We start from the raw sequence: 22,933 nt of genomic DNA, 5'->3' as shown, positions 1-22,933 counted from the left end.
ACAGGCAATGCGCAGATCACGTCCCGGGTGCGCTGCGCTTACCCGGGCTACGCGGCTACGTGGCTCACTGTTTGATCAGATCACCGTCAGATTCGCATACGCCATCACCAACCACTTGCTGCCGGCGTCGGCGAACTCGACCTGCACGCGAGCGTGCTGGCCGTTACCTTCGTAGTCGGTGACCATGCCTTCGCCAAACTTGGGATGATTCACCAACGCGCCCAGCTTGATCGGCGGTGCTTCGATATTGGCGTGGCCCCCCCATCGACCGGCTTGCACCAAGCGAGGCCGGGCGCGAGACCTGCACCTTGGGACGAACTTCGTTGAGCAGCTCGCGCGGGATCTCACGCAGGAAGCGTGACGGCAGGCTGTAATTGTCCTGGCCGTGGATGCGGCGCGATTCGGCATAGCCCAGTACCAGCTTCTGCCGCGCGCGGGTGATGCCGACGTAAGCCAGACGGCGCTCTTCTTCCAGACGCCCACTTTCTTCGAGCGAACGCGCACTGGGAAACAAGCCTTCCTCCATGCCGGCCAGGAACACCAGCGGGAACTCCAGGCCCTTGGCCGAATGCAGCGTCATCAGCTGCACGCCTTCCTCTCCCGCCTGCGCCTGGCCTTCGCCGGCTTCCAGCGAAGCATAGGACAGGAACGCCACCAGCTCGCTCATGTCCTCAGCGCCTTCCTCGATATCATCTTCGCGACGCACAAAGCGCGAGGCCACCGAGATCAATTCGTCGAGGTTGTCGGTGCGCGATTCCGAATCCAACGCGTTGCGACTCTCCTTGCCCCAGTGCTCACGCAGCGCCGAACGCGACAGCACGTGATCGATGCGCTCGGACAGATCCATCTCGCCGGTTTCGGCGGTGATCTGCTGCACCAGGTTGATGAAACCGGCCAGCGCATTCTTCGCGCGGGAGGTCAGATCCGTGCCCTGCGTGGCCAGCATCGCTGCTTCCCACAATGGCAGCGCCTGCTGCCGTGCGATGCGCCGTACCTCATCCAGGGTGCGCTCGCCAATGCCGCGCGTCGGCGTGTTGACCGCACGCTCGAAGGCCGCATCGTCGTTGCGATTGGTCATCAGGCGCAGGTAAGCCAACGCGTCCTTGATTTCAGCACGCTCGAAGAAGCGCATGCCACCGTACACGCGGTACGGCACCTGCTCGCTGAGCAGCGCTTCTTCGAAGGCACGCGACTGCGCGTTGCTGCGGTAGAGCACGGCGACGTCGCCATAGCTGCCACCATCGCGGACCCATTGGCGTGCACGCTCGACCAGGTAACGCGCCTCGTCCATCTCGTTGTAGGCAGCGAACAGATCGATCGGATCGCCGTCGCCGCTGTCGGTCCACAACTGCTTGCCGATGCGGTCTGGGTTGTGTGCGATCACCGCATTGGCAGCGCCAAGGATGTTGGCGGTGGAGCGGTAGTTCTGCTCCAGGCGAATGGTCTGCGCGCCAGGGAAATCCTTGAGGAAGCGCTGCACGTTCTCGACCTTGGCCCCGCGCCAGCCGTAGATGGCCTGGTCATCGTCACCGACCACGAATACATGCGCACTGTCGCCGGCAAGCACGCGCACGAAGGCGTACTGGATGGCATTGGTGTCCTGGAACTCGTCCACCAGGATTTCGCGGAAACGTGCGCGGTAATGCGCCAGCAGCGCCGGGTTGTCGCGCAGCAGTTCATGCGCGCGCAGCAGCAGCTCGGCGAAGTCGACCAGGCCGGCCCGGTCGCAGCGCTCCTGGTAGGCCGCATAGGCCTGGCGCAGGGTTTCGCCCCACTGGTCGTGCGGCTCGGGCTGGATGTGCTGCGGACGGCGACCTTCGTCCTTCTGCGTGTTGATCCACCACATCACCTGCTTGGGCGGGTACTTGCTGTCGTCCAGCTCAAGCTGCTGGACCACACGCTTGACCATGCGCAGCTGGTCGTCCGAATCCATCACCTGGAAGGCTTCGGGCAGCCTGGCATCGGCCCAGTGCAGGCGCAGCAGGCGATGGGCCAGGCCGTGGAAGGTACCGATCCACATGCCGCGGCTGCCCTTGCTCAGCTGCAGGTCGATGCGGTGGCGCATTTCGCCGGCCGCCTTGTTGGTGAAGGTGACCGCGAAGATGCCGTGCGCGGGCACGCCACAGACTTCGGTAAGCCAGGCGATGCGATGGATAAGCACACGCGTCTTGCCGGAACCGGCGCCGGCAAGAATCAGGTGGTGACCAAGAGGCGCGGAAACGGCCTCGCGCTGGGCTGCGTTCAGCCCGTCGAGCAAGTGGGAGACGTCCATGCGCGCATTTTACGGGAAGCAGGCCAACGCTACCTGTAGTGCCGAGCCATGCTCGGCAGGGGCTTTACCAGCCCCCTGTAGGAGCGGCGTCAGCCGCGAAGCTGGCAGCGCGCGAAAGGCCCTCAACAGCCAACCCCTCCTCAACCCTCCCCTTTGCTGTGCAAAAGGGAGGGGGCAGAAGCACTACAGGGCTTGTTTTGCCGCCGCTGCTGCCTGCCCACGCAATTCAGGAATCGCCAGGCTTTCCCACAGGCTGCCGATGCGCAGACTGCCCAGCACCTGCACGCGCGGCTCAACCATGCCATCGGCGTCGATCAGGCTGCCGTCGGCCGCTGTATCCAGGCCGATTCCATGCGGGCCGGCACGGCCCACGCCACTGCCCAGCAACTGCTGCAGCAGCGGATTACGCATCGCCTGCGCGCGCATCTCCACGCCAGTGGCGTTGACCACGCATTGCACTTCCAACTGCAACGGCTGACGCCAGCGGTCCAGCGCGCCCAGCCGCACACAGGCACCTTCGGCAACGGCGGTTTCCAGGCGACCGCGATGCAACTGCAGGCGACCGGCCTGCTGCAACTCCTGCAGCTGCGCATGCAGCGGCGCGGCGATACGGTGGCGATGCACGTCCCAGTAACGCACCACATGCCGCAGGAAGCGGCGCTGGTCGTCGAATGAAAGGCTTTGCCACAAGCGCTGACCCAGCGGACGGATACGCTCCATCACGCTCTGCCACGGAATATCGCGGGCTGCCGCCTCGGCTGCATGACGCCGCAATGCGTGCATGCGCTGGCGCAGGCTCATCGACAGCAAAGGCCCGGGATCGTAGTCAGCGGCAGCACCCTTGGCGTGTGGCAAGGGCAGCAGTGCATGCCGCGACAGCACATGGATACGCCCGCGATGACCGTTGGCCTGCAGCGTCGCCACGCTGTCGGCCATGCTCAGGCCGGAACCAATGATCGCAACATCGGCATTGTCTGCAATGGCGTCGAGCGCGGCGTAATCCCAGGCCTCCACGCGCTTGCCGCTGACCAGACTGCTGGCGCCGCGCGCCGGCAGTGGCCGCAGCGCATTGCCCACCGCCAGGATCACTCGCCCAGCCTGCACTGGCCGGCCCGAATCCAGGGTCAGCAGCACGCCTTCCTGATTGGGCTGCAGCGCCTGTACCCGCGCGGCCAGAATCTCCAATTGCGCAGGACTGGCGTCCACCGCCTGCTGCAGGCGCAAGCGCAGGTAGTCGGCGTAATGCCGACGCGACACGAACTGCCCAGCCACCTGTTCCCGCGACAGCGCAGGAAACGCCTGCACTTCACACAGGTAATCAAGGAAGTCATCGGGTTGCTCAGGAAAGCCGCTCATCTTGGCGGCCGGCACGTTCAGCACGTGCTCCTCGCGGGTGGTGGCATAGGCCACGCCCTGCGCCAGCGGCAGGTTCGACTCGATCACCAGCAGGCGCAGCGGCTGGCTTGCGCCACGCAGTACACCGATGGCGGCAAGTACGCCGGCGGCGCCACCACCAACGATGGCCAGATCACACAATGCAGGGGTATCAATAACACTCATCTGCCCGATTGTAGGCGATGCAGTACCCCCGCCTGATGCTGCACGGGCATGTATTCATGCTGGCAGGGCGGGAACTTTTTCACAGCCCTGAAACACAGAACCCGCCTTTCGGCGGGTTCTGCTTGGAACAGCAGCTCAAACAATCCCTGGGGATTACTTGATCTTGCCTTCCTTGTACATCACGTGCTTGCGAACAACCGGATCGTACTTGAGGAATTCCATCTTCCCCGGGGTGTTCTTCTTGTTCTTGTCGGTCGTGTAGAAGTGGCCAGTGCCGGCCGAGGAAATCATACGGACCTTATCGCGCTTACCTGCCATGATCGTTTACTCCTCAGACCTTTTCGCCGCGGGCACGCAGCTCAGCCAGAACGGAATCGATACCGTTCTTGTCGATGGTGCGCAGTGCATGCGCGGAAACACGAAGCTTGACCCAGCGGTTCTCGCTGGCAACCCAGAAACGGCGCTCGTGCAGGTTCGGCATGAAACGACGACGGGTCTTGTTGTTGGCGTGCGAGACGTTGTTACCCGTCTGCACTCGCTTGCCGGAAACTTGGCATACGCGGGACATTGCGCACCTCGGTAATGTTGATGACTTCCTTAGCCAGGAAGACGGCGGCCCCGGCGGTTACCCGCCACGCGTCATGGGAATCAAAGGGTTACGCTGACAAGGATGGCCAGATGACGTGTTCCCGGCCACCGATCCGGAGAATTCCGGACACAGCGAGCCGCGTATTATGCCCAGACCAGGGCCTGCTTGCAAATCAGTGGCTTGGCGGCTGCCATTGGGCCTATTCAGGCAGCCCCCAATTCCCGCCACGCCGCCCGGGCCACCTTCCAGGCCGAGCGCAGGAACAGCAGCAGCAAGGCCACGGCGATCAGCAGATCCGGCCAGCCGGCGCCGAAGGCCCAGACCGCCAGCGCAGCCAGGATCACCGCGCCGCCCTCGTATACGTCATTCAGCGAACAGGCCCAGGCCGAGGCCAGGTTGATGTCGCCCTGCCGGTATGGCCACAGCAGGCGTAGGCAGAACAGATTGGCGGCAAGGTTGAGCAGCGCGGCGATGCCCATGCTTTCGAACAGCGGCAGATGCGGATGGGCCAGCTTCCAGGCAATGCCTGCAGCGACCGCAATTGCCGCGCACAGAATGAAGACCGCCTTGAGCATGGCCACCCGCGCCTTGGCGGCAAGGCTGGCGCCGACCACGGCCAGGCTGAGTGCGTAGGTGAGTGCGTCGCCGAGGTTATCCAGGCTGCCGGACAGCAGCGAGGCCGAGCCGCTATGCCAGGCGGCGAGCATCATCATCACGAAGGTGATCAGGTTGATTGCCAGCACCTGGTAGAGCACGCGGCGCTGCTGCGCCTGCATGCGCTCGACTTCCAGGGGTTTGCCACAGCCGCAGCAGTCGCTCATTGGGGTTCCGCAGGAATGTTTTGTTGGATTATCGCGCTGATGTGGGCGGGGTAGTGCCGAGCCATGCTCGGCAGGGGCCTTACCAGCAAGAGCTGCCCTCACCCCAACCCCCGCTCCGCGCCCCAGCCCTTGCGCTGGCGCAAGGGCGTTCGATGGGCAGCGAACCCGCGGTTCGCAAGCTGCCCCTCTCACCCCGTGAACGGGGGAGGGGCGAAAACGGTAGTGCCGAGCCATGCTCGGCAGAGGCCTTACCAGCGAAAAGCTTGCCCTCACCCCAACCCCTCTCCCGTAAACGGGAGAGGGGCTTTAAGCGAAGCAGGAGCTTCAAGCCAAAGCCAAAGCCAAAGCAAAAGCAAAAACCTCAAGCCAAGCAGACGCTACTTTCCGTTCCGGTGCAGCCAGCGGTACAGCACTGGCAACACCAGCAAGGTCAGCAACGTGGACGAGACGATGCCACCGATGACGACAGTTGCCAGCGGCCGCTGCACTTCCGAACCCGCGCCTACGTTGAAGGCCATCGGCACGAAGCCCAGCGATGCCACCAAGGCAGTCATCAGCACCGGGCGCAAACGGCCGAGTGCGCCCTCGCGCACGGCCACATCCAGGCTGCGGCCCTGCTCGCGCAGGTGACGGATGAAGCTGATCATCACCAGGCCATTGAGCACCGCCACACCAGACAGCGCGATGAAACCAACGCCGGCCGAGATCGACAAGGGAATGCCGCGCAGCGCCAAGGCCAGCACGCCACCCGTCAAAGCCAAGGGCACACCGCTGAACACGATGCTGGCATCACGCGCCGAACCGAAGGCCCAGAACAACAAGGCGAAGATCAGCAGCAAGGTCACCGGCACCACCACCGCCAGACGCTGGCTGGCCGAAATCAGCTGCTCGAAGCTGCCGCCGTATTCCACCCAGTAACCAGCCGGCACCTTCACCTGCGCGTCGATGGCCTGCTGCAGCTCGCTGACAAAGCCACCGAGGTCGCGATCACGCACATTGGCAGTAATCACGATGCGGCGCTTGCCGTTGTCGCGGTTGATCTGGTTCGGGCCTTCACTGCTTTCAATCCGCGCCAACTCGCGCAACGGAACCGTGCGTGCATCGCCGCTGCGCCAGCCACCTGCACGACTGGATTCATCCGCACTGTCCTGTGCCAGCGCCGGCTCCAGCGACACCGGCAGATCGGCCAGTGCTGCCGGGTCCTGGCGGATGCTTTCCGGCAGGCGTACGACGATGTCGAAACGACGGTCACCCTCGAACAACTGCCCGGCCACACGCCCACCTACCGCGGTGGAAACGGTGGACTGCAGCTGGCCCGGGTTGAGCCCGTAGCCCGCCAAGGCCGCACGATTGGGCGTAACCGTCAGCAACGGCAAGCCACTGGTTTCCTCCAGCCGCACATCGGCCGCACCCGGCACCTTGTTGGCGACCGCGACAATGCGCTGACCGACCTGCGCCAGCGTTTCCATGTCATCACCAAACAGCATCACCGCCACGTCGGCACGCACGCCCGAGATCAGCTCGTTCATGCGCATCTGGATGGGCTGGGTGAACTCGTAGTTGTTACCCGGCAGCTCCTCCACTGCTGCCTCCAGCTCCGCCAGCAGCTGCGCACGCGGCTTGCGTGGGTCCGGCCACTGCTTGCGTGGTTTCATCATGATGAAGGTATCCGCGACCGAGGGCGGCATCGGGTCGGAGGCGACTTCCGGCGTGCCGATCTTGGAGAACACCTTGTCCACTTCCGGCAGCTGCTGCAGGCGCGCTTCCACCTGCTTCTGCATGTTCACCGACTGGGTGAGGCTGGTGCCGGGGATGCGCATAGCGTGCATCGCGATGTCACCTTCGTCGAGATTGGGCACGAACTCGCTGCCCAGCCGCGTTGCCAACACGCCACAGCCAACCACCAGCACCAGGGCACCGGCAACCACCAATCGCCCGCGTCGCATCACCCAAGCCAACAGCGGCTCGTATCGCGCACGCAGCCACGCCATCAGCCGGTTTTCCTTTTCCTCCACGCGACCGCCGAGGAACATCGCAATCGCCGCGGGCACGAAGGTCAACGACAGCAACATCGCACCGCTCAACGCCAGCACCACGGTGATCGCCATCGGGTGGAACATTTTTCCTTCGACGCCGGTCAGCGCGAAGATCGGCAGGTAAACCGCGGTGATGATGCCCAGGCCGAACAGACTGGGCCGGATGACCTCGGCGGTGGCACTGGCGGTTTCGGCGAAGCGTTCCTCGCGGGTCATCGCCCGGCCCAGCGCGTGGGTGCGCTCGCCGAAGCGACGCAGGCAGTTCTCGATGATGATCACCGCGCCATCGACAATCAGGCCGAAGTCCAACGCACCAAGACTCATCAGGTTGGCGGAAACACCGCCACGCGCCATGCCGGTCAGGGTGAACAGCATCGCCAGCGGAATCACCGCGGCAGTGATCAGCGCGGCGCGGAAGTTGCCCAGCAACAGGAACAACACCACGATCACCAGCAAGGCGCCTTCCAGCAGGTTCTTGGCGACAGTCTGGATCGTGCGATCAACCAGCGCGGTGCGGTCGTAGCTGGCGGTGACGGTGACGCCTTCGGGCAGGCTGCGCTGCGCCTGTTCCAGCTTGGCCGCGGCCGCCTGTGCCACCTCGCGGCTGTTGGCGCCGACCAGCATCACCACCGTGCCCATCACCACCTCGTGGCCGTTCTGGGTGGCGGCACCGCTGCGCAGTTCCGGCCCTTCGGCCACGTCGGCCACGTCATGCACATGGATGGGCACGCCTTCGCGGCGGGCCAGCACGATGTTGCCGATCTCCTCCAACCCGGCCACCTGCCCGGGCACACGCACCAGGAACTGCTGGCCGTTGCGCTCGATATAGCCGGCACCGATGTTCTGGTTGTTGCCTTCCACCGCTTCAGCAACATCATCCAGGGTGAAGCCCAGCGCCCGCAGTTTGGCCGGATCCGGGGTGATATGGATCTGCCGCTGGTAGCCGCCGATCGTGTTGACCTCGGTGACGCCGGGCACATTGCGCAGCTGCGGGCGCACTACCCAGTCCTGCAAAGTGCGCAGGTCGGTGGCGGTATAGGGCGAACCATCGGGCTTGCGTGCCTTGGGATCGGCGTCGATGGTGTACATGAAGATCTCGCCCAGGCCGGTGGCAATCGGCCCCAGCTGCGGATCCAAACCATCGGGCAGCTGCGACTTCACCTGCTGCAAGCGTTCGGCCACCTGCTGGCGCGCGAAGTACAGGTCGGTGCCGTCCTTGAACACCACCGTCACCTGCGACAGGCCGTAGCGTGACAGCGAACGCACCTGTTCGAGTTTCGGCAGTCCGGCCATCACCGTTTCCACTGGATAGGTGATGCGCTGTTCCGTCTCCAATGGCGAATAGCCATCGGCGGCGGTGTTGATCTGCACCTGGACGTTGGTGATGTCGGGCGTGGCATCGATGGACAGGCGGGTGAAGCTCCAGCTGCCAATCGCGATCAAGGCCAGGGTAAGCACCATCATCATCCAGCGATGGGCGATGGCGCTGCGGATGATGCGCTCAAGCATGGCGGCACCCTCCGCGTTGGAAGCGACGATGATCAATGTTCATGCGCAGCCCCCGCCTTGCCGATATCGGCCTTGACCACATAACTCTGCTCGACCACGACCTGCTCGCCAACGCGCAGCCCGTCCTTGACCTCGACCTTGCCGGCATCGCGTGCGCCCAGCACCACCGGGCGTGCGGTATAGGTGTCGCCGTCACGCACGAACACCACCTCGCGGCCTTCCATGGTCTGCAGCGCGGAAAGCGGCACGACCACCGCTGCCGGCTGCATTGCCACCACGATGCGCGCCTTCACCGCCGCACCGGGCCGCCACAAGCCATCGTCATTGCGCACGCTGGCACGGGCCACGGTGCTCTGGCTTGCAGTGGCGGTGCCGGGCAGCACGCGCTCCAGCGTGGTGCTCTGGCTGACGCCATCGGTCATGCGGGTGACCGTGACCGGCACGCCGGCGGTGATGTGCTGGGTGTCGTTGCCGAAGATATGCAGGTCAACCCACAGCTCGGACAGGTCGCCGATCTCGAACAGCAGTGTGCCCTCGCCTGCAACCGCACCCACCTGCGCCTGCCGCGACAGCACCACGCCGCTGATCGGCGCGCTGATGCTGTAGGTGGTCAGGCTGAGATTGCTGTCGATGCTGGCCAGGGTCTGGCCGGCGCTGACGCGATCGCCCACATTGGCCCGCAGCGAACGGATCGGGCCGGGGAAGCGCGCCATCACCTGCGCCACCCGCCCATCCACCGGCGTCAGCAGGCCCTGCACCTCATGCTCGTCGGCGATGGTGCCGGCCTGCGCGGCGGCGCTGCGGATGCCGGCCTGCTCGGCCATCGCGGCCTTGATGGTGGTGCGGTCGGCGTCCGCTTCCTCGCCCGCCTCATGGGCGTGAGCGTCTGCTTCGCCGGCCTTTTCTTCATCGTGATCGTGGCCCGCTTCTTCTGCGGCGCCAGCGCTGGCCTCAGGCGCCGGCTTGGTACCGCAGCCGACCAGCAACAGACTCATTGCCAGCACGCCGGCAGCGACAACATTGATCGGACGGCTCATCCTGCGTTCTCCACGGCAACGGTTGCATCGGTGGCCAGCATTCCCTGGCCGGTGAGGCGCTGGATCTCGATCAGCGCGGTCTGTGCGGCGATGGCGGCGTCCAACTGGCGCTGGCGCGATTCAATGCGCATGGCCTGCAGCTGCGCCCACTCCATGTAACTGGCGGCACCGGCGCGCCATGCCTGCTCGGCGGCACGCTCGGCCTTCTGCAACTGCGGCAGCACGTCAGCCTGCATGCGCTGTACTTCCAGACGCGCGGTGACATAGCGCCCGTGCGCCTCGGCCAGGGTGGCGTACAGCTGTTGCTGGCGGGCCTGGCGTTGATACGGCAGCAGGGCGAGATCGGCTTCGGCCTCGCGGATTTCCGGCGCGGCGCGGCGGGCGCTGCCCAGTGGAATGCTGAAGCCGCCGACCAGCGAGGTGGCGTTGTCGGCGCGGCTGTTGCGCACGCCTACCTGCCAGTTCCAATCCGGACGGCTGCGGGTGCGCACCAGCTGCAGCTGGGCCTCGCGGATGCGCTGCTCGCCCAGCAGTTCGGCCAGCTCCGGTGCGCGTTGCAGGTCCTCATTGAGCAATGCGAACTCGCGCAATGCCGGCAATTGCAGCGCATCGCCACTCACTGCCTTGAAGTCAGGCGTACGCGCACCCCACAGCGCAGCCAGCGACAGCCGCGCGGCGCTGGCTTCCTCGATGGCACGATCGCGATCCAGTTCTGCCTGCGCCAGCATCGCCTGCGCGGTGAACAGCACCGACTCCGGTGAAGCACCGGCCTGCAGACGCAGGCGCGCGGCGGCGACGGCGCGGCGGCGCTGCTCGATATCGGTATTGGCGATCTGCAGCGCTGCTTGCGCCTGCGCTACGGCGAGGTAGCGGCGCGCGGTTTCGGCAAGCAGATCCAGCCTGGCGGTGGCGCGTTGCGGGGCCAATGCATCGATATTGGCCTGGGCCAGCATGCGCCGCGCATCGAGTTTGTCGCCGCGTTCCAGCACACCGGACAGGCTGACGGTCGCCTCGGCGCCCTGCACGCCGCGGGTATCACCGCTGCCGAGCAGGTTCTCCAGTTCCACGCCCAGCTGCATCGGCGGGCGCAGCAACGCCGCATCGCGGCGGGCTTCAAGTACAGGACGCTGCGCATCGATCAGACGCAGCTCAGGGTGATCAAGGGCAACGCGGACGATGGCATCGTCCAGCGTCAACGGCACAGCAGACGCCGGCACCTGCGCATACGCGCGCGGCACCAGCGCAAAGGCGACAACAGCCGCCAGGCGCATCCACATGGGTTTCTCCAGATAGCAGGTTCAGACGTGGGGACCGGCCAAGGGGCCGGGACGTCAGACGGCTATCGGGGGGCGGAACAGGCTCTCGGTCGGGTGCATGACCGCTTGCGTGCCGAGGATGGCCACAGCCTGCTGTGCAGGCGGTGATGCCACGATCCAGGCGGGAGTGACAGTTGGCAGCACGCCGCCGTGACCGTGGCAGTCCACGCAGTGCACCAAGGCATGCAGCAGGGCGTTGGCGCTGTCCTCGGCATCCGGGGCCGTGGCCAGCTTGCTGTCGTCGTGCTCGTGCACGTCGGCACCGATGTCGGTGTGCGCCAGCATGTGGATGTCGGTCAGTGCTGCGGCCAGCGAAGTGCCGAATACGCCAAGGCCAACCAGCGCCAGCATCAGCAGGCGTAGCAGGTGGAGGCGACGGTGGCGCAGGGCGTGCAGCATCGGCGCAGGTTAGCCGGTGCTCGATGGGTTACACAATCGCAGTGTGGTTGCGGCGGTTCAGCTGTGCGCTGTTGCCCCTCCCCTTTGGCGTAGCCAAGGGGGAGGCGGGGAGGGGGTGGCTTTGCTTGTTGCGGTTGCACCTGCGGTGTTCCCCCTCTCCCCAACCCCTCTCCCGCGAGGGGAGAGGGGCTACAGCTGCAATTACAGACGGTGCTTGCGCTCGCAGCGTTCTAAAGCCCCTCTCCCCTTGCGGGAGAGGGGTTGGGGAGAGGGGTGGCTTTGGCTTATCGCCTGGGATTTCTGCCAAGAGCACCCCTCCCCGACCCTCCCCTGCGCGTTGCGCAAGGGAGGGGGCAAGGCTTTACTTCGCCGCCTTACGCTCGGCGATGTAAGCGTTGATCTGCTGCTCCAGCACCGGCAGCGGCACCGAGCCCTGCTTGAGTACGGCGTCGTGGAAGCCCTTGATGTCGAACTTGTCGCCCAGTTCCTTCTCGGCCTGTGCACGCAGCTTGACGATGGTGATCTCGCCCAACTTGTAGCTCAGTGCCTGCGCCGGCCAGGAGATGTAGCGGTCCACTTCGGTGGTGACTTCGTGCTCGCTCAGCGCGGTGTGGTCACGCAGGTAGGCAATCGCGCGGTCGCGATCCCAACCGTAGTGGTGCACGCCGGTGTCGATCACCAGGCGGCAGGCACGCCACATTTCATAGGTCAGGCGGCCAAAGTCTTCATATGGGGTCTGGTAGATGCCCATGTCGACGCCGAGCTTCTCGGTGTACAGGCCCCAGCCTTCGCCATAGGCCGAGATATACGCAGTGCGGCGGAACTCGGGCTGGCCGGTCTGCTCGGCGGCGAGTGCGCCCTGCAGGGCGTGGCCGGGGTCGGACTCATGCAGGGTCAGGGCCGGCAGGTTGTACAGCGGGCGCGCCGGCAGGTTGTAGGTATTGAGCCAGTAGGTGCCCATGCCGCCGCGGCCGGCGGTCCAGAACGGGGCGATATCCGGCGGCACCGGCACGATGGTGAAGCGCGCGCGCGGCAAGGTCATGTACTTGCCGATCACGCCGTCCACGCGCTTGGAGATCCACGCTGCACGCCACAGCAGTTCGTCCGGCGTCTTGGCGTAGAACTGCGGGTCGGTACGCAGGAACTCGAGGAAGTCGGCGAAGCGGGTCTGCTCGCTCTTACCCTTGAAGCCCACCTTGTCGATGATGGCGTTCATTTCCTGCTGGATGCGATTCACCTCGGCCAGGCCCTGCGCATGGATCTGCTGCGGGCTCAGGTCCAGCGTGGTGTATTCGCGTATCTGCTGGCGGTAGAACTCCTTGCCGCCCGGCATTTTCTCGGCCGCCAGGGTGGTGCGCGACTGCGGCACGTATTCCTGCCGGTAGAAGGTCAGCAGCTTGCCGAAGGCCGGCACCACGCTGCCGCTGATGGCCTGCCTGGCATCGGCCTGCAGCTTGGCCTGCTCGGCCGCCGGAATGCTGCTGGGCAGCTTCTTCAACGGCTCGTACAACGGTGACTCGGTTGGGTCCTTCAGCTCGGCCACGGTCGAGATGGAGACGTCGCGCCCTTCCAGCACCGCACGCGGCACGCTGAAGCCACGGGCAAGGCCGGCGCGCATATTGACCATCTGCTGGTCGAAGTAACGCGGCACATCATTCAAGCGCGCGATGTAGTTGCGGTAGTCCTCCGCCGTCTTCATCTCACGGCGCGCCATGAAGCTGAGATTGGACCAGAACGAGGAATCCGAATTGAACGGCATCTCGTAGCTGCCCAGACGCACTTCATCGGCCAGGCTTTCGACCTGGTACAGATAGATGGCGTAGTTGATCTGGTTCTCGGCCGAGAGTTTGCTCGGGTCGATGGCCTCGAGCTGCTTCAGCACCCCATCCCACACCTTCAGGCGCGCCTGCTGTGCTTCGGCGCTGACGTCGGGCAGGCGCGTGCTGTTGGCCGGGGCGTCGCTGTCTTCGCTGGCTTCACCTCCGCCGGTCTGGCGCCAGGCCCACTCCTTCTCATAGATGGCCTTGAACTGGTCATCCAGCGATTGGGTGGCCAGCGTGGCCGGGGCCGACGGTGCGGCGGCAAAGGCCGGGGTGGCGCTCAGGCCAAGGGTGAGCAGCAGCGCAACGGTCAACGGCGATTTCACGATCGGTATTCCCCAGGTGGTTCATTCACCCCGATCATCGCATTGAAGCTGCCGCCCGACCTAGACGGATTCGGGCGGCAAACCGCCGGATTTGGGCACAGTCGCCCGCTCAGTGACCGGCTTTGTCGCGCTGCCAGCCACGGTGCTTGATATCCAGGCGCAGGCTGTAGAGCGCGGTGAACGCGGGGAACAGATTCTGCACCACACCCACCGCATCCTGCTTGGACGAGAACAGGAAGTAGCTCAGCGTCATCAGGCTGCCGAGCACGCTCATGTACCAGAACAGGCGCGGGATCACCGGCTTGCCGGCGCGGCGCGAGGCGACGAACTGCACCAGCCAGCGGCCGCCGAACATCAACGCGCCGGTCAGGCCGATCAGCTTCCACGGCGACATGTGCACGCCGGTCCACTCCAGCCACACCAGCGGTTGGTTCATGAAATCCATGCTCAGACCTCTTCCACCGCGGTGCGCTTGGAACGGGTGATCAACCAGGCCACGCCACGCAGGTCGCGGATGCCGACCAGCGCGCGGCCGAGGTTGTTGTACTTGGACACGCCGGCGGTGCGATGGCGATGGTTGACCGGCACGCTCACCGTCTTCCAGCCGGCACGCTGCATCAGCGCCGGCAGGTAGCGGTGCATGTGGTCGAAGTACGGCAGGTCGAGGAAGGCGGCGCGCTCGAACAGCTTGATGCCGCAGCCGGTATCCGGGGTGTCATCGCGCAGCATGCGCGCGCGGATGGCATTGGCCCACTTGCTGGCCCAGCGCTTGCTGCCCGAGTCCTGGCGGTTGACGCGCCAGCCGGCAAACAGCCGCACCTGCGCATCGGCCTTGGCGCGTGCGGCCAGCAGCTTGGGGATATCAGCCGGGTCGTTCTGGCCGTCGCCATCGAGGGTGGCGATCCACGGCGCGCGCGCGGCCTTGACGCCGGTGCGCACTGCCGTGCTCTGCCCGCTCTGGCTGACATGGTGCAGCACCCGCAGCTCGGGGTTGGTGGCCTTCAGCGCCTGCAGCACCTGCAGGCTGTCGTCCTTGGAATTGTCGTCGACGTAGACGATCTCGAAATCGATCTGGCCACGTAATGCAGCGGTTATTTCATTGACCAGCGGCGCGACGTTGTCGCGTTCGTTGAAGACGGGAACAACCACCGAGAGGCTGGGCTGGTTCATTGCTGGTTCCGCAGGTTGTGCATTTGAAGAAAGGTCACGCATTTTCCAAAACTCAACTTAGCGGAAGGTGAGTCAGGCGCTTGACCCGAAGTAGTTGCGGCACCACTCCACCACCGGCGGCAGGCCCAGCTCGATCGGCGTGCTCGGCGCATAGCCGAACGCCGCCTGGGCGCGCGCGGTGTCGGCCATGGTTTCCACCATGTCGCCCGGCTGCATCGGCTTGTAGACCTTGTGCACCGGGAGCCCCGCGGCCGAGGCGATCACGTCGATGAAGTATTCCAGTTCCACCGGGGTGTGGTTGCCCAGGTTGAACACCTGGTGGGGTGTGGCCTGGGCGGAGGGATACGACAGCGCCCCGAGGATACCGGCGACGATGTCGGAAACATGTGTGAAGTCACGCCGCATGTGGCCGTTGTTGAACACATCGATGCTGCGCCCGGCCAGCACCGCGCGCGCGAACAGCAGCGGCGCCATGTCCGGCCGGCCCCAAGGACCATAGACCGTGAAGAAACGCAGGCCGGTGGCCTTCAGGCCGTACAGCTGCGCATAGGTATAGGCCATCAGTTCGTTGGCGGCCTTGGTGGCCGCATACAGCGAGCGCGGCTGGTCCACGCGCTGGTCTTCGGAGAACGGCGGCGTAGCCGAGTTGCCATACACCGAGCTGCTGGATGCATACACCAGGTGCTGCACGCCGCGGTGGCGGCACAGCTCCAGCATGTTGACGAAGCCAACCAGGTTGCTGTCGACGTAGGCGTGCGGGTTTTCCAGCGAATAGCGCACGCCGGCCTGCGCGGCCAGGTGGATCACTTGGGTCGGCTGGATTTCATCGAACAGCGCAGCCAGGCCGTCGCGATCGGTGATGTCCAGCGCGCGCATATCCAGCTGCGGGCACAGGGCGGCGACGCGGTCACGCTTGAGCTGCGGATCGTAGTAGTCGTTGTAGTTGTCCAGCCCGACCACGCGCTCGCCTTGGGCGGCCAGTGCCTGGCAGGTGTAAGCGCCGATGAAACCTGCGGCGCCGGTAACAAGAATGGTCATGCAGGAAGTCCGGACAGGTGTTCGCGGGCCGGATTATGCCGGCCCGGCTCGATGACATCACCGATGTCGTTGTCGCTCAGCAGGTCGATCAGCGCATCGGCACCTTCGCGCAGTTTCAAGGCCATTTCCTGCGGGTACAACGGCACCACCGACAAGAACTCGATGCTGGTGTCGTCATCGACCACCAGGGTGTCGAAGTCTTCCGGTGCCGACAGCGCCAGCAGCAGGATCGCACCATCGAACGCCACGCCGGGCGCGTACGGCTGGGCCGGATCGCCGTTGGGCACAGTATGGGTCAGGCCCAGCCAGGTGTTGTGCTTGTGCGGCAGCCGCGCCAGCGTCTTGAGCAGGCGGATGGGCCAGTAATGGCGCTCGTCCTGCAACTGCGCGTGATCCAGCGGCCAGTCGCCCGGCAGGGTCAGCATCAACTCCAGGTAGGGCGAGACCTCGGCATCATCCGGCAGTTGCATCGGCAGATCGCTCATGCCGGAAGTCACCAGGCGCGTATTCGGGCAGTCCCCGCACGGCGGCACCACATGGATGTCCACGCGCACGGTATCGGAGACGATTTCATGCAACACGTTGGTTATCGGCCCGAGATGGTGCTCGATGTGCGCGCTGATAGCCGCAACGTGCGAATGGCCGTGTGCGGGCTCGAAATCATTGGCCTGGCCGTGGTCCAGGATGCGGCTGCCGCCCGGGCTCATTTCGTCGCCTGTGTTGCTCATGCACTGCTCCGGTTGGTGGCCACGAGCATCGCCCCTGCCTCACCACAGGGTGAGCGGCGCGTCCTTGGCCAGGGTTTCCTTGCGTTCCTTGCTGTACGCCCACCACGGCTGCGGCGCATCGCCGCCCATGAAGCGCACCACCGACAGGAAGACATCGATCACGCAGGGATCGTGCACCACGCCGGTCTTCAGGCATAGCTGCGCATACATATCGTAAGGATCACGCCCGCGCAGGTGCGCGGGAACCCGGATCCCGATCAGACGGAGATCCTTTTCACAGGCCGGCCCGACATTCGGCAGGTCGGTCAGACGCAATAGATGATTGCGGTCGACCTTGGTGGGGTTCATTGCCTTGCATGCACCTCGTTGGGGAAGAACTGCGTCAGCCGTTCTGGCGGACGCGCAGCCGCTCCAGCACGCCGTCCAGCGTGTCCAGATCGGTGTAGTGGATGACCAGCTTGCCCTTGCCGCCACGGCCGTGGCTGATCGCCACCTTGGCGCCCAGCGACTCGGACAGCTCGGTCTCCAGTGATGCAATATCGGCCTGCGGCGCGCTCGGCGCCGGCTTGGCCTTGCGTGCACCCGGCACCTTGCCGGCGGCGAACTGCTGGGCGCGGTGTTCCACTTCACGCACCGACCAGCCCTGCTCGGCGGCCTCTTCGGCCAACTTGGTGGCCAGTTCCGGCGCCAGCGTCAGCAGCGCGCGGGCATGGCCCATTTCCAGGCGGCGGGTTTCCAGCAGCACGCGCACGCCGATCGGCAGATCGATCAGGCGCAGCAGGTTGGATACCGAGGCACGCGAGCGGCCAACCGCCTGCGCAGCTTCGGCATGGGTCAGCGAGAACTCGCTGACCAGCCGTGCCAAAGCTTCGGCTTCCTCCAGCGGGTTGAGGTCTTCGCGCTGGATGTTCTCGATCAGCGCCATCGCGATGACGGTGCGGTCTTCCAGCTCGCGCACCACCACCGGCACTTCGTCCAGCCCGGCCAGGCGCGACGCGCGCCAACGGCGTTCACCGGCGATGATTTCGTAGCTGCCGCCCTCGATCTGGCGCACCAGGATGGGCTGGATGATGCCCTGTGCCTTGATCGACTCGGCCAGTTCGGCCAGCTTGCCCTCGTCCATGTCGCGACGCGGCTGGTACTTGCCGGGTTGCAGCTGGTCGATGGGCAGCTTGCGCAGCACTTCGCCGGGTTGCGGCTCGGCGACGGCAGCGACGGTGACCGGGGTGACTGCGCCCTTCGGGCCCAGCAGGGCATCAAGACCACGGCCAAGACCGCGCTTTTTCGCTGCACTCATCAGACAGCCTCCACGGCCCGGGAGGGCTGCTTGCGTTCGTTGTTGCGGCGGATGATCTCGCCGGCCAGGCCCAGGTAGGCCACGCCACCGCGCGAGGCGCGGTCATAGCCGACGATGCTCTGGCCGTGGCTGGGCGCCTCGGCCAGGCGCACGTTGCGCGGCACGATGGTGCGGAACACGCGGTCGCCGAAGTACTCGGTGAGCTGCGCCGACACCGCGTTGGCCAGGTTGTTGCGCACGTCGAACATGGTGCGCAGCACGCCTTCGATCTCCAGCGCCGGATTGAGGTTGATCTTCAGCGCATCGATGGTCTCGACCAGCGCGCTCAGGCCTTCCAGCGCGTAGTACTCGCACTGCATCGGCACGATCACCGAGTCGGCGGCGGCCAGCGCGTTCAGCGTCAGCAGCGACAGCGCCGGCGGGCAATCGATCAGGATGTAGTCGTATTGATCGCGGATGGGTGCCAGCGCGCGCTTGAGGCGCTGCTCACGCTCGCCCTGGTCCATCAGCTGGATCTCGGCCGCGGTCAGGTCGATGTTGCCTGGCAGCAGGTCGAAGCCTTCCGGCGTGGTGACGCGCACTTCGGCGGCGGTGACCTCACCCAGCAGCAGGTCACAGGTGGACGCAGCCACCTCACGCTTGTCCACACCACTGCCCATGGTCGCGTTGCCCTGCGAGTCCAGGTCGACCAGCAGCACGCGCTTGGGCGCGGCGGCAAGGGAAGCAGCCAGATTGACAGCCGTCGTGGTCTTGCCGACGCCGCCTTTCTGGTTGGCGATGGCGATGATGCGAGCCATGCAGGAGAGCCTCGTTGGCGAAGTTGGACTGGTCATTATGGGGGTAGCGGCGCGCAGGCGGAAATCGGTTTCCGGGTTACGGGCGGCTTTGGGGCGGGAATGTGCCCTGATTTGCCCTGCTTTGGCCGTGCCCCCTCCCTTTGGCGCAGCCAAGGGGAGGGTTGGGGAGGGGGAGCTTTTGATCTTGGCCGGTAAAGCCCCCTGCCGAGCATGGCTCGGCACTACCGCTTCAGCCCCCTCCCTTTGGCGCAGCCAAGAGGAGGGCTGGGGAGGGGTAGCTTCTGGTCTTGGCTGGTAAAGCCCCTGCCGAGCATGGCTCGGCACTACGCGCCTGCTCTTGCTCAAAGCCCCTCTCCCGCTTGCGGGAGAGGGGTTGGGGTGAGGGCAGCTTTTGGCCTCGGCCGGTAAAGCCCCTTGCCGAGCATGGCTCGGCACTACAGCTCTAGCCCTTGCGCTCCACCACCACCAGATGCCGGTCACCAACCAGTCCCGGCACCTGCAGCGGGCGTACTTCCAGCACCTGCCAGCCAGCCGGCAGCTGGGCGATCTCTTCGTGCGGGTACACCCCCTTCATCGCCAGCAACTGGCCGCCGGGACGCAGCAGATGACCGCCAACCTCGATGATGCCGGCCAGGGTATCCATGGCACGGGCGGTGAGGTTGTCGTAAGCACCCGGCTCGTCCAGCGCTTCGGCGCGGGATTCGGCGACGCGGGCATTGCCCAGACCAAGCTGGCGCACGGCCTCACGCATGAAGCGGGCCTTCTTGCCATTGCTCTCGACCAGGGTCACCTGCAGCTGTGGATGGGTGATCGCCAACGGAATGCCGGGCAAACCAGGACCGGTGCCCAGATCGGCCAGGCTCCCGCTGCTGACATGCGCGGCCATGGCCAGCGAGTCGAGCAGATGCCGGGTGACCATTTCGCGCGGGTCGCGGATGGCGGTGAGATTGTAGGTGCGATTCCAGCGCACCAGCAGGGTCAGGTAGGCCAGCAGGGGCTTGGCCAAAGCGGCGTCCAGACCCATGGCCTTCAAGCCGTGGTCGAGGTCGCTGGCGACTTCGCGCGGGAGAGTGGTGTCGTTCATGGCGGGGATTATCGCAAAGAGCAGAACGAGTGAAGAGGAGTGAGGAAGGAGAGAGCAACAGCAGAAGCCGTGCCTTCTCGCTCCTTACTCCTCTTCACTCACTCCTGCTCAATGGGGTACCACGCCAGCGCAGCGCGGAAATCCTCCGTCGCCTGCCACTCATGGAGATGCCAGCGCGCCGCATCGCCAAGTCCTGGGTCGCACCACACCAGCTGCAAGGCCCCCGTCGCATCCGGGGCAAAGCGCAGCTTCTCCAGCCCGAATGAAATGCCATGCCCGTGCGCCTTCAGCAGCGCCTCCTTGGCGCACCACACGCGGAAAAACCAGTGCTCGCAGCCGCTGTCGTCCAGCGCATCCAGCCAGGCAATCTCCTCCGGGTGGAAGAAACGACGGATCACCTCGCGCATCTGCTTGCGCGGCCGCTGCCGCTCCAGGTCCACGCCCAGGCGTGCCCCCTCGCCCAGCGCCACCAGCAGATGCCCGCCGCTATGGCTCCAACCGGTGCCGTAATGCGCCAGTTCGCCGATCAGCCAGGGCCGGCTGCGCTCATCGCGGGTCAGCGGCAAGGTCTCGGGCGTGGTGTCGAAAACACCGGCCAGCACCTCGCGGGCCTGCGGCTCACCGCGGGTTCCAGGGGTATGCGGCAACAGCCACACCTCCACCTGACCAAACTGCCAATGGCGACCAGCGGGGCTCATGCTGAACAGGCCCCTGCCCGGACAAACATGTTCTTAACGCCACTGCGCGTTGACTGTCGCCACCGCACCTTTCGGGGTGCTTCACGGCAGGGAGGTTCGCGCATGGGCATCATCATCTGGTTGATTATTGGTGGCGTCGTGGGTTGGCTGGCCAGCATCATCATGCGCCGCGATGCGCAGCAGGGCATCATCCTGAACATCGTGGTGGGCATCGTTGGCGCCATGATCGCCGGCTTCTTCTTCAGCGGCGGCAGCATCAATGGTGCGATCACCGTGCGCTCCTTCCTGTTGTCACTGGTCGGCGCGGTGGTACTGCTGGCCATCGTCAATCTGTTCACGCGCAAAAGCGTGCGTTAACCGTTCTGGCGCCGATTCGACCGAGGCCCGGCTGGCAACAGCCGGGCCCTGTTGTTTCAGCCCTGTGCCAATTGCACCCAGGCCGGGGCGTGATCACTGGGGCGTTCCCAGGTGCGCGGCTCGCGGTCGATGCCGGAAGCGGCAGCGCGCGGCTTGAGCGCATCGGAGACCAGGGTCAGGTCGATGCGCAGGCCCAGATCACGACGAAAACCGGCCGCGCGGTAATCCCACCAGCTGAAGATGCCAGCGGCATCGTTGTGCAGGCGGAAAGCGTCGTGCAGGCCCAGATCCAGCAGCTTCTGCAGCGCCCCACGCTCGGCGGTGGAGGTCAGGATGTGGTCACCGTTCCACACCGCCGGATCGTAGACATCACGGTCATCCGGCGCGATGTTGAAATCGCCCATCACCACCAACTGCGGATGCTTTTGCAGCTCGGCCGCGACCCAGGCGTGCACCGCCTCCAGCCAACGCAGCTTGTAGGCGTACTTGTCGGTGCCCACGTCCTGACCGTTGACCACGTATAGATTGATGATGCGCACACCATTCACGGTGCCGGCGACCACCCGCTTCTGCTCGTCCTCGAAATCCGGGATACCGATCTGCACGTCTTCGATCGGATGCCGCGACAGTAGCGCCACGCCGTTATAGGTTTTCTGCCCGGCGAACACGTTGCGGTAGCCCAGTTCCAGCAGCCGCGTATCGGGGAACTTGTGGTCCTCCAGCTTGGTTTCCTGGATGCCGACCACGTCGGGGGCAAAGTCGGCCAGCCATTGTTCCAGGTGCGGCAGGCGGACATTGAGCGAATTGACGTTCCACGAAGCGATTTTCATGGGGGGATTCTAGCCGGGGCTGGAGCCAATGGCCCCTCCTCTCACCTGAAGGCGGCAGCAATCAGCCCCCTCCCTTGCGCCAAAGGCGCAGGGGAGGGTTGGGGAGGGGTGCTTTGGCTTTGGGCTTTGGTTCTCCCGTCGCTTCGGCTTGCCTTCCCGCAGCTGAGGCAACGTCAAAAGCGCCCCCTTCCGCCCTCCGGGCACCTTCCCCCGCAAGGGGGAAGGGAGACTTCCAACTTTTTGTTGCCTTCACCCCACCCGCCAAACCCCGCAAACCACAACAAAACCTATCGGGTGAATGTCGGGGAATACACTTTTTCAGCCTTCCGATTCGCGCAGACTGCCTCTCAAAGTGAGGGGAAGCCATGCGTAGCAAGCTGTTTGTGCCCGGCGCACGTCCGGAACTGTTCGACAAGGCCTTGGCCAGTGCGGCCGATGCCCTGTCCTTCGATCTGGAGGATTCCGTCCCCGAGGCTGGCAAACAGGCGGCGCGTGCGGCCATCGCCAGCTTCCTTGCCCGCGCCGATGTGCTTGCCAGCAACAAGCTGCTGATCGTCCGTACCAACGCCACCGACAGCCCGCACTTCGCCGCCGATCTGGCCACGATGGCGGTGCCCGGCCTGTGGCTATTGAATATCCCCAAGGTGGAATCGGCCGCGCAGGTGCGTCAGGTGGTCGTTGCGCTGGAACGCGCCGAGGCCGCCAATGGCGTCACCCGCCCGATCGGTCTGCTGCTGAACATCGAAACCCCGCGCGGTCTGCGTCTGGCCGCCGAGCTGGCTGGTGCACATCCGCGCGTGGCCGGCCTGCAGTTGGGTCTGGGCGATCTGTTCGCGCCCAATGGCATCGCCCGCACGCCGGCCAATGTGCATGCAGTGCTGTTCGCGGTGAAAATGGCCGCCACCGAAGCGGGCGTGTTCGCCTGTGACGGGGCTTGGCCGGATGTGGCCGATGCCGAGGGCTTCCGTACCGAGGCCATGCTCGCTCAGCAGTTGGGCTATATCGGCAAGAGCTGCATCCATCCGCGCCAGGTGGGCCAGGCCAATGTGATCTTCAGCGTGCCCGACGCCGAACTGGACGAAGCACGGCGTATTGTTGCCGCCGCGCAGGCGGCCAGCGATCTGGGCCGCGGTGCGTTCATGTTCGAGGGCCGCATGATCGATGTGCCCTATCTGCGCCGGGCCGAAGCCCTGCTCGCCGGCGCCCTGGGCGCCTGATCTTTTCATCTGGCGGTTCGCCGCCACGCCGT

The 22,933-nt window shown here is 65.2% G+C and carries 21 protein-coding genes and 1 pseudogene; 2 read left to right on the top strand and 20 right to left on the bottom strand.

The annotated features are described in order from the left end of the window. Positions 1 to 75: 75 nt before the first annotated feature. The 19 genes and pseudogenes from uvrD to ACVOLQ_RS04325 all read right to left on the bottom strand — a co-directional run bounded on the left by uvrD (position 76) and on the right by ACVOLQ_RS04325 (position 20,497). Positions 76 to 2,272: pseudogene (uvrD, locus tag ACVOLQ_RS04415) on the bottom strand (DNA helicase II). A gap of 183 nt (positions 2,273 to 2,455) precedes the next feature. Continuing rightward, a complete protein-coding gene (locus ACVOLQ_RS04410; RefSeq protein WP_481527216.1) occupies positions 2,456 to 3,832 on the bottom strand; it encodes an FAD/NAD(P)-binding protein in 1,377 nt (458 codons plus the stop codon). Between the two features lie 153 nt (positions 3,833 to 3,985). After that, positions 3,986 to 4,153 carry a 50S ribosomal protein L33 gene (rpmG, locus tag ACVOLQ_RS04405; RefSeq protein WP_172675037.1) on the bottom strand — a complete coding sequence of 56 codons (168 nt, stop codon included), beginning with the start codon at positions 4,151 to 4,153 and terminating at the stop codon, positions 3,986 to 3,988. Between the two features lie 10 nt (positions 4,154 to 4,163). Further along, positions 4,164 to 4,400 (bottom strand): 50S ribosomal protein L28, encoded by a 237-nt coding sequence (gene rpmB / locus ACVOLQ_RS04400; protein ID WP_313174156.1) that lies wholly within the window; start codon positions 4,398 to 4,400, stop codon positions 4,164 to 4,166. Positions 4,401 to 4,624: 224 nt separating this feature from the next. Continuing rightward, positions 4,625 to 5,242, bottom strand: a complete 618-nt coding sequence (locus ACVOLQ_RS04395; RefSeq protein ID WP_481527215.1) for a cation efflux transmembrane domain-containing protein — start codon at positions 5,240 to 5,242, stop codon at positions 4,625 to 4,627. 377 nt (positions 5,243 to 5,619) lie between these two features. Next, positions 5,620 to 8,787, bottom strand: coding sequence for an efflux RND transporter permease subunit (locus ACVOLQ_RS04390; protein ID WP_481527214.1), 3,168 nt, complete (start codon positions 8,785 to 8,787; stop codon positions 5,620 to 5,622). Positions 8,788 to 8,819: 32 nt separating this feature from the next. Then, positions 8,820 to 9,824: an efflux RND transporter periplasmic adaptor subunit gene (locus tag ACVOLQ_RS04385; protein ID WP_481527213.1), complete on the bottom strand. Its 1,005-nt coding sequence runs from the start codon at positions 9,822 to 9,824 to the stop codon at positions 8,820 to 8,822. After that, the gene (locus ACVOLQ_RS04380) at positions 9,821 to 11,101 is read right to left on the bottom strand and encodes a TolC family protein (RefSeq protein WP_481527212.1); all 1,281 of its coding nucleotides are present in this window, start codon (positions 11,099 to 11,101) and stop codon (positions 9,821 to 9,823) included. The genes ACVOLQ_RS04385 and ACVOLQ_RS04380 overlap by 4 nt, the downstream gene beginning before the upstream one ends. 54 nt (positions 11,102 to 11,155) lie before the next feature. Further along, positions 11,156 to 11,539: a hypothetical protein gene (locus ACVOLQ_RS04375; RefSeq protein ID WP_481527211.1), complete on the bottom strand. Its 384-nt coding sequence runs from the start codon at positions 11,537 to 11,539 to the stop codon at positions 11,156 to 11,158. A 361-nt stretch (positions 11,540 to 11,900) separates the two neighbouring features. After that, positions 11,901 to 13,685: a DUF885 domain-containing protein gene (locus ACVOLQ_RS04370; RefSeq protein ID WP_481527210.1), complete on the bottom strand. Its 1,785-nt coding sequence runs from the start codon at positions 13,683 to 13,685 to the stop codon at positions 11,901 to 11,903. Between the two features lie 109 nt (positions 13,686 to 13,794). After that, positions 13,795 to 14,130 (bottom strand): lipid-A-disaccharide synthase N-terminal domain-containing protein, encoded by a 336-nt coding sequence (locus ACVOLQ_RS04365; protein WP_405051638.1) that lies wholly within the window; start codon positions 14,128 to 14,130, stop codon positions 13,795 to 13,797. A gap of 2 nt (positions 14,131 to 14,132) precedes the next feature. Further along, the gene (locus ACVOLQ_RS04360; protein ID WP_303748259.1) at positions 14,133 to 14,855 is read right to left on the bottom strand and encodes a glycosyltransferase family 2 protein; all 723 of its coding nucleotides are present in this window, start codon (positions 14,853 to 14,855) and stop codon (positions 14,133 to 14,135) included. Between the two features lie 72 nt (positions 14,856 to 14,927). Beyond that, complete coding sequence (locus ACVOLQ_RS04355; RefSeq protein ID WP_481527209.1) at positions 14,928 to 15,893, bottom strand: SDR family NAD(P)-dependent oxidoreductase; 966 nt, start codon at positions 15,891 to 15,893, stop codon at positions 14,928 to 14,930. Beyond that, the gene (locus tag ACVOLQ_RS04350) at positions 15,890 to 16,621 is read right to left on the bottom strand and encodes a suppressor of fused domain protein (RefSeq protein ID WP_481527208.1); all 732 of its coding nucleotides are present in this window, start codon (positions 16,619 to 16,621) and stop codon (positions 15,890 to 15,892) included. The genes ACVOLQ_RS04355 and ACVOLQ_RS04350 overlap by 4 nt, the downstream gene beginning before the upstream one ends. A 39-nt stretch (positions 16,622 to 16,660) precedes the next feature. Beyond that, the gene (locus tag ACVOLQ_RS04345) at positions 16,661 to 16,969 is read right to left on the bottom strand and encodes a helix-hairpin-helix domain-containing protein (RefSeq protein ID WP_296250089.1); all 309 of its coding nucleotides are present in this window, start codon (positions 16,967 to 16,969) and stop codon (positions 16,661 to 16,663) included. A gap of 34 nt (positions 16,970 to 17,003) precedes the next feature. Continuing rightward, on the bottom strand, positions 17,004 to 17,918 hold the full coding sequence (locus ACVOLQ_RS04340) for a ParB/RepB/Spo0J family partition protein (protein WP_313172696.1): 915 nt from the start codon (positions 17,916 to 17,918) through the stop codon (positions 17,004 to 17,006). After that, the gene (locus ACVOLQ_RS04335; RefSeq protein ID WP_282270048.1) at positions 17,918 to 18,715 is read right to left on the bottom strand and encodes a ParA family protein; all 798 of its coding nucleotides are present in this window, start codon (positions 18,713 to 18,715) and stop codon (positions 17,918 to 17,920) included. Before ACVOLQ_RS04335 ends, ACVOLQ_RS04340 begins: the two co-directional genes overlap by 1 nt. 442 nt (positions 18,716 to 19,157) lie before the next feature. Next, on the bottom strand, positions 19,158 to 19,799 hold the full coding sequence (gene rsmG / locus ACVOLQ_RS04330) for a 16S rRNA (guanine(527)-N(7))-methyltransferase RsmG (protein ID WP_481527207.1): 642 nt from the start codon (positions 19,797 to 19,799) through the stop codon (positions 19,158 to 19,160). 98 nt (positions 19,800 to 19,897) lie between these two features. Then, positions 19,898 to 20,497, bottom strand: a complete 600-nt coding sequence (locus ACVOLQ_RS04325; protein ID WP_481527206.1) for a 4'-phosphopantetheinyl transferase family protein — start codon at positions 20,495 to 20,497, stop codon at positions 19,898 to 19,900. 102 nt (positions 20,498 to 20,599) lie between these two features. On the opposite strand from ACVOLQ_RS04325, the gene ACVOLQ_RS04320 reads away from it, so the two are divergent. Continuing rightward, on the top strand, positions 20,600 to 20,854 hold the full coding sequence (locus tag ACVOLQ_RS04320; RefSeq protein WP_282270042.1) for a GlsB/YeaQ/YmgE family stress response membrane protein: 255 nt from the start codon (positions 20,600 to 20,602) through the stop codon (positions 20,852 to 20,854). Positions 20,855 to 20,910: 56 nt separating this feature from the next. Here the strand turns inward: ACVOLQ_RS04320 and xth are convergent, their stop codons facing one another. Then, complete coding sequence (gene xth, locus ACVOLQ_RS04315; protein ID WP_481527205.1) at positions 20,911 to 21,684, bottom strand: exodeoxyribonuclease III; 774 nt, start codon at positions 21,682 to 21,684, stop codon at positions 20,911 to 20,913. A 365-nt stretch (positions 21,685 to 22,049) separates the two neighbouring features. Between xth and ACVOLQ_RS04310 the strand changes: the two genes are divergently transcribed. Beyond that, a complete protein-coding gene (locus ACVOLQ_RS04310; RefSeq protein ID WP_481527204.1) occupies positions 22,050 to 22,901 on the top strand; it encodes an HpcH/HpaI aldolase/citrate lyase family protein in 852 nt (283 codons plus the stop codon). The last annotated feature ends 32 nt before the right edge of the window (positions 22,902 to 22,933 follow it).

It is taken from the genome of Stenotrophomonas sp. STEN031 (genome assembly GCF_056759975.1).
The sequence above is the reverse complement of the archived record's forward strand: the minus strand, read 5'-3'. Positions and strand labels throughout refer to the sequence as shown.

What these genes read in the sequence shown, in the direction of transcription:
- ACVOLQ_RS04410 (WP_481527216.1), bottom strand. Translation starts at nt 3,832, where the DNA reads ATGAGTGTTATTGATACCCCTGCATTGTGTGATCTGGCCATCGTTGGT.
- rpmB (WP_313174156.1), bottom strand. Translation starts at nt 4,400, where the DNA reads ATGTCCCGCGTATGCCAAGTTTCCGGCAAGCGAGTGCAGACGGGTAAC.
- ACVOLQ_RS04395 (WP_481527215.1), bottom strand. Translation starts at nt 5,242, where the DNA reads ATGAGCGACTGCTGCGGCTGTGGCAAACCCCTGGAAGTCGAGCGCATG.
- ACVOLQ_RS04390 (WP_481527214.1), bottom strand. Translation starts at nt 8,787, where the DNA reads ATGCTTGAGCGCATCATCCGCAGCGCCATCGCCCATCGCTGGATGATG.
- ACVOLQ_RS04385 (WP_481527213.1), bottom strand. Translation starts at nt 9,824, where the DNA reads ATGAGCCGTCCGATCAATGTTGTCGCTGCCGGCGTGCTGGCAATGAGT.
- ACVOLQ_RS04380 (WP_481527212.1), bottom strand. Translation starts at nt 11,101, where the DNA reads ATGTGGATGCGCCTGGCGGCTGTTGTCGCCTTTGCGCTGGTGCCGCGC.
- ACVOLQ_RS04375 (WP_481527211.1), bottom strand. Translation starts at nt 11,539, where the DNA reads ATGCTGCACGCCCTGCGCCACCGTCGCCTCCACCTGCTACGCCTGCTG.
- ACVOLQ_RS04365 (WP_405051638.1), bottom strand. Translation starts at nt 14,130, where the DNA reads ATGGATTTCATGAACCAACCGCTGGTGTGGCTGGAGTGGACCGGCGTG.
- ACVOLQ_RS04360 (WP_303748259.1), bottom strand. Translation starts at nt 14,855, where the DNA reads ATGAACCAGCCCAGCCTCTCGGTGGTTGTTCCCGTCTTCAACGAACGC.
- ACVOLQ_RS04355 (WP_481527209.1), bottom strand. Translation starts at nt 15,893, where the DNA reads ATGACCATTCTTGTTACCGGCGCCGCAGGTTTCATCGGCGCTTACACC.
- ACVOLQ_RS04350 (WP_481527208.1), bottom strand. Translation starts at nt 16,621, where the DNA reads ATGAGCAACACAGGCGACGAAATGAGCCCGGGCGGCAGCCGCATCCTG.
- ACVOLQ_RS04345 (WP_296250089.1), bottom strand. Translation starts at nt 16,969, where the DNA reads ATGAACCCCACCAAGGTCGACCGCAATCATCTATTGCGTCTGACCGAC.
- ACVOLQ_RS04340 (WP_313172696.1), bottom strand. Translation starts at nt 17,918, where the DNA reads ATGAGTGCAGCGAAAAAGCGCGGTCTTGGCCGTGGTCTTGATGCCCTG.
- ACVOLQ_RS04335 (WP_282270048.1), bottom strand. Translation starts at nt 18,715, where the DNA reads ATGGCTCGCATCATCGCCATCGCCAACCAGAAAGGCGGCGTCGGCAAG.
- rsmG (WP_481527207.1), bottom strand. Translation starts at nt 19,799, where the DNA reads ATGAACGACACCACTCTCCCGCGCGAAGTCGCCAGCGACCTCGACCAC.
- ACVOLQ_RS04325 (WP_481527206.1), bottom strand. Translation starts at nt 20,497, where the DNA reads ATGAGCCCCGCTGGTCGCCATTGGCAGTTTGGTCAGGTGGAGGTGTGG.
- ACVOLQ_RS04320 (WP_282270042.1), top strand. Translation starts at nt 20,600, where the DNA reads ATGGGCATCATCATCTGGTTGATTATTGGTGGCGTCGTGGGTTGGCTG.
- xth (WP_481527205.1), bottom strand. Translation starts at nt 21,684, where the DNA reads ATGAAAATCGCTTCGTGGAACGTCAATTCGCTCAATGTCCGCCTGCCG.
- ACVOLQ_RS04310 (WP_481527204.1), top strand. Translation starts at nt 22,050, where the DNA reads ATGCGTAGCAAGCTGTTTGTGCCCGGCGCACGTCCGGAACTGTTCGAC.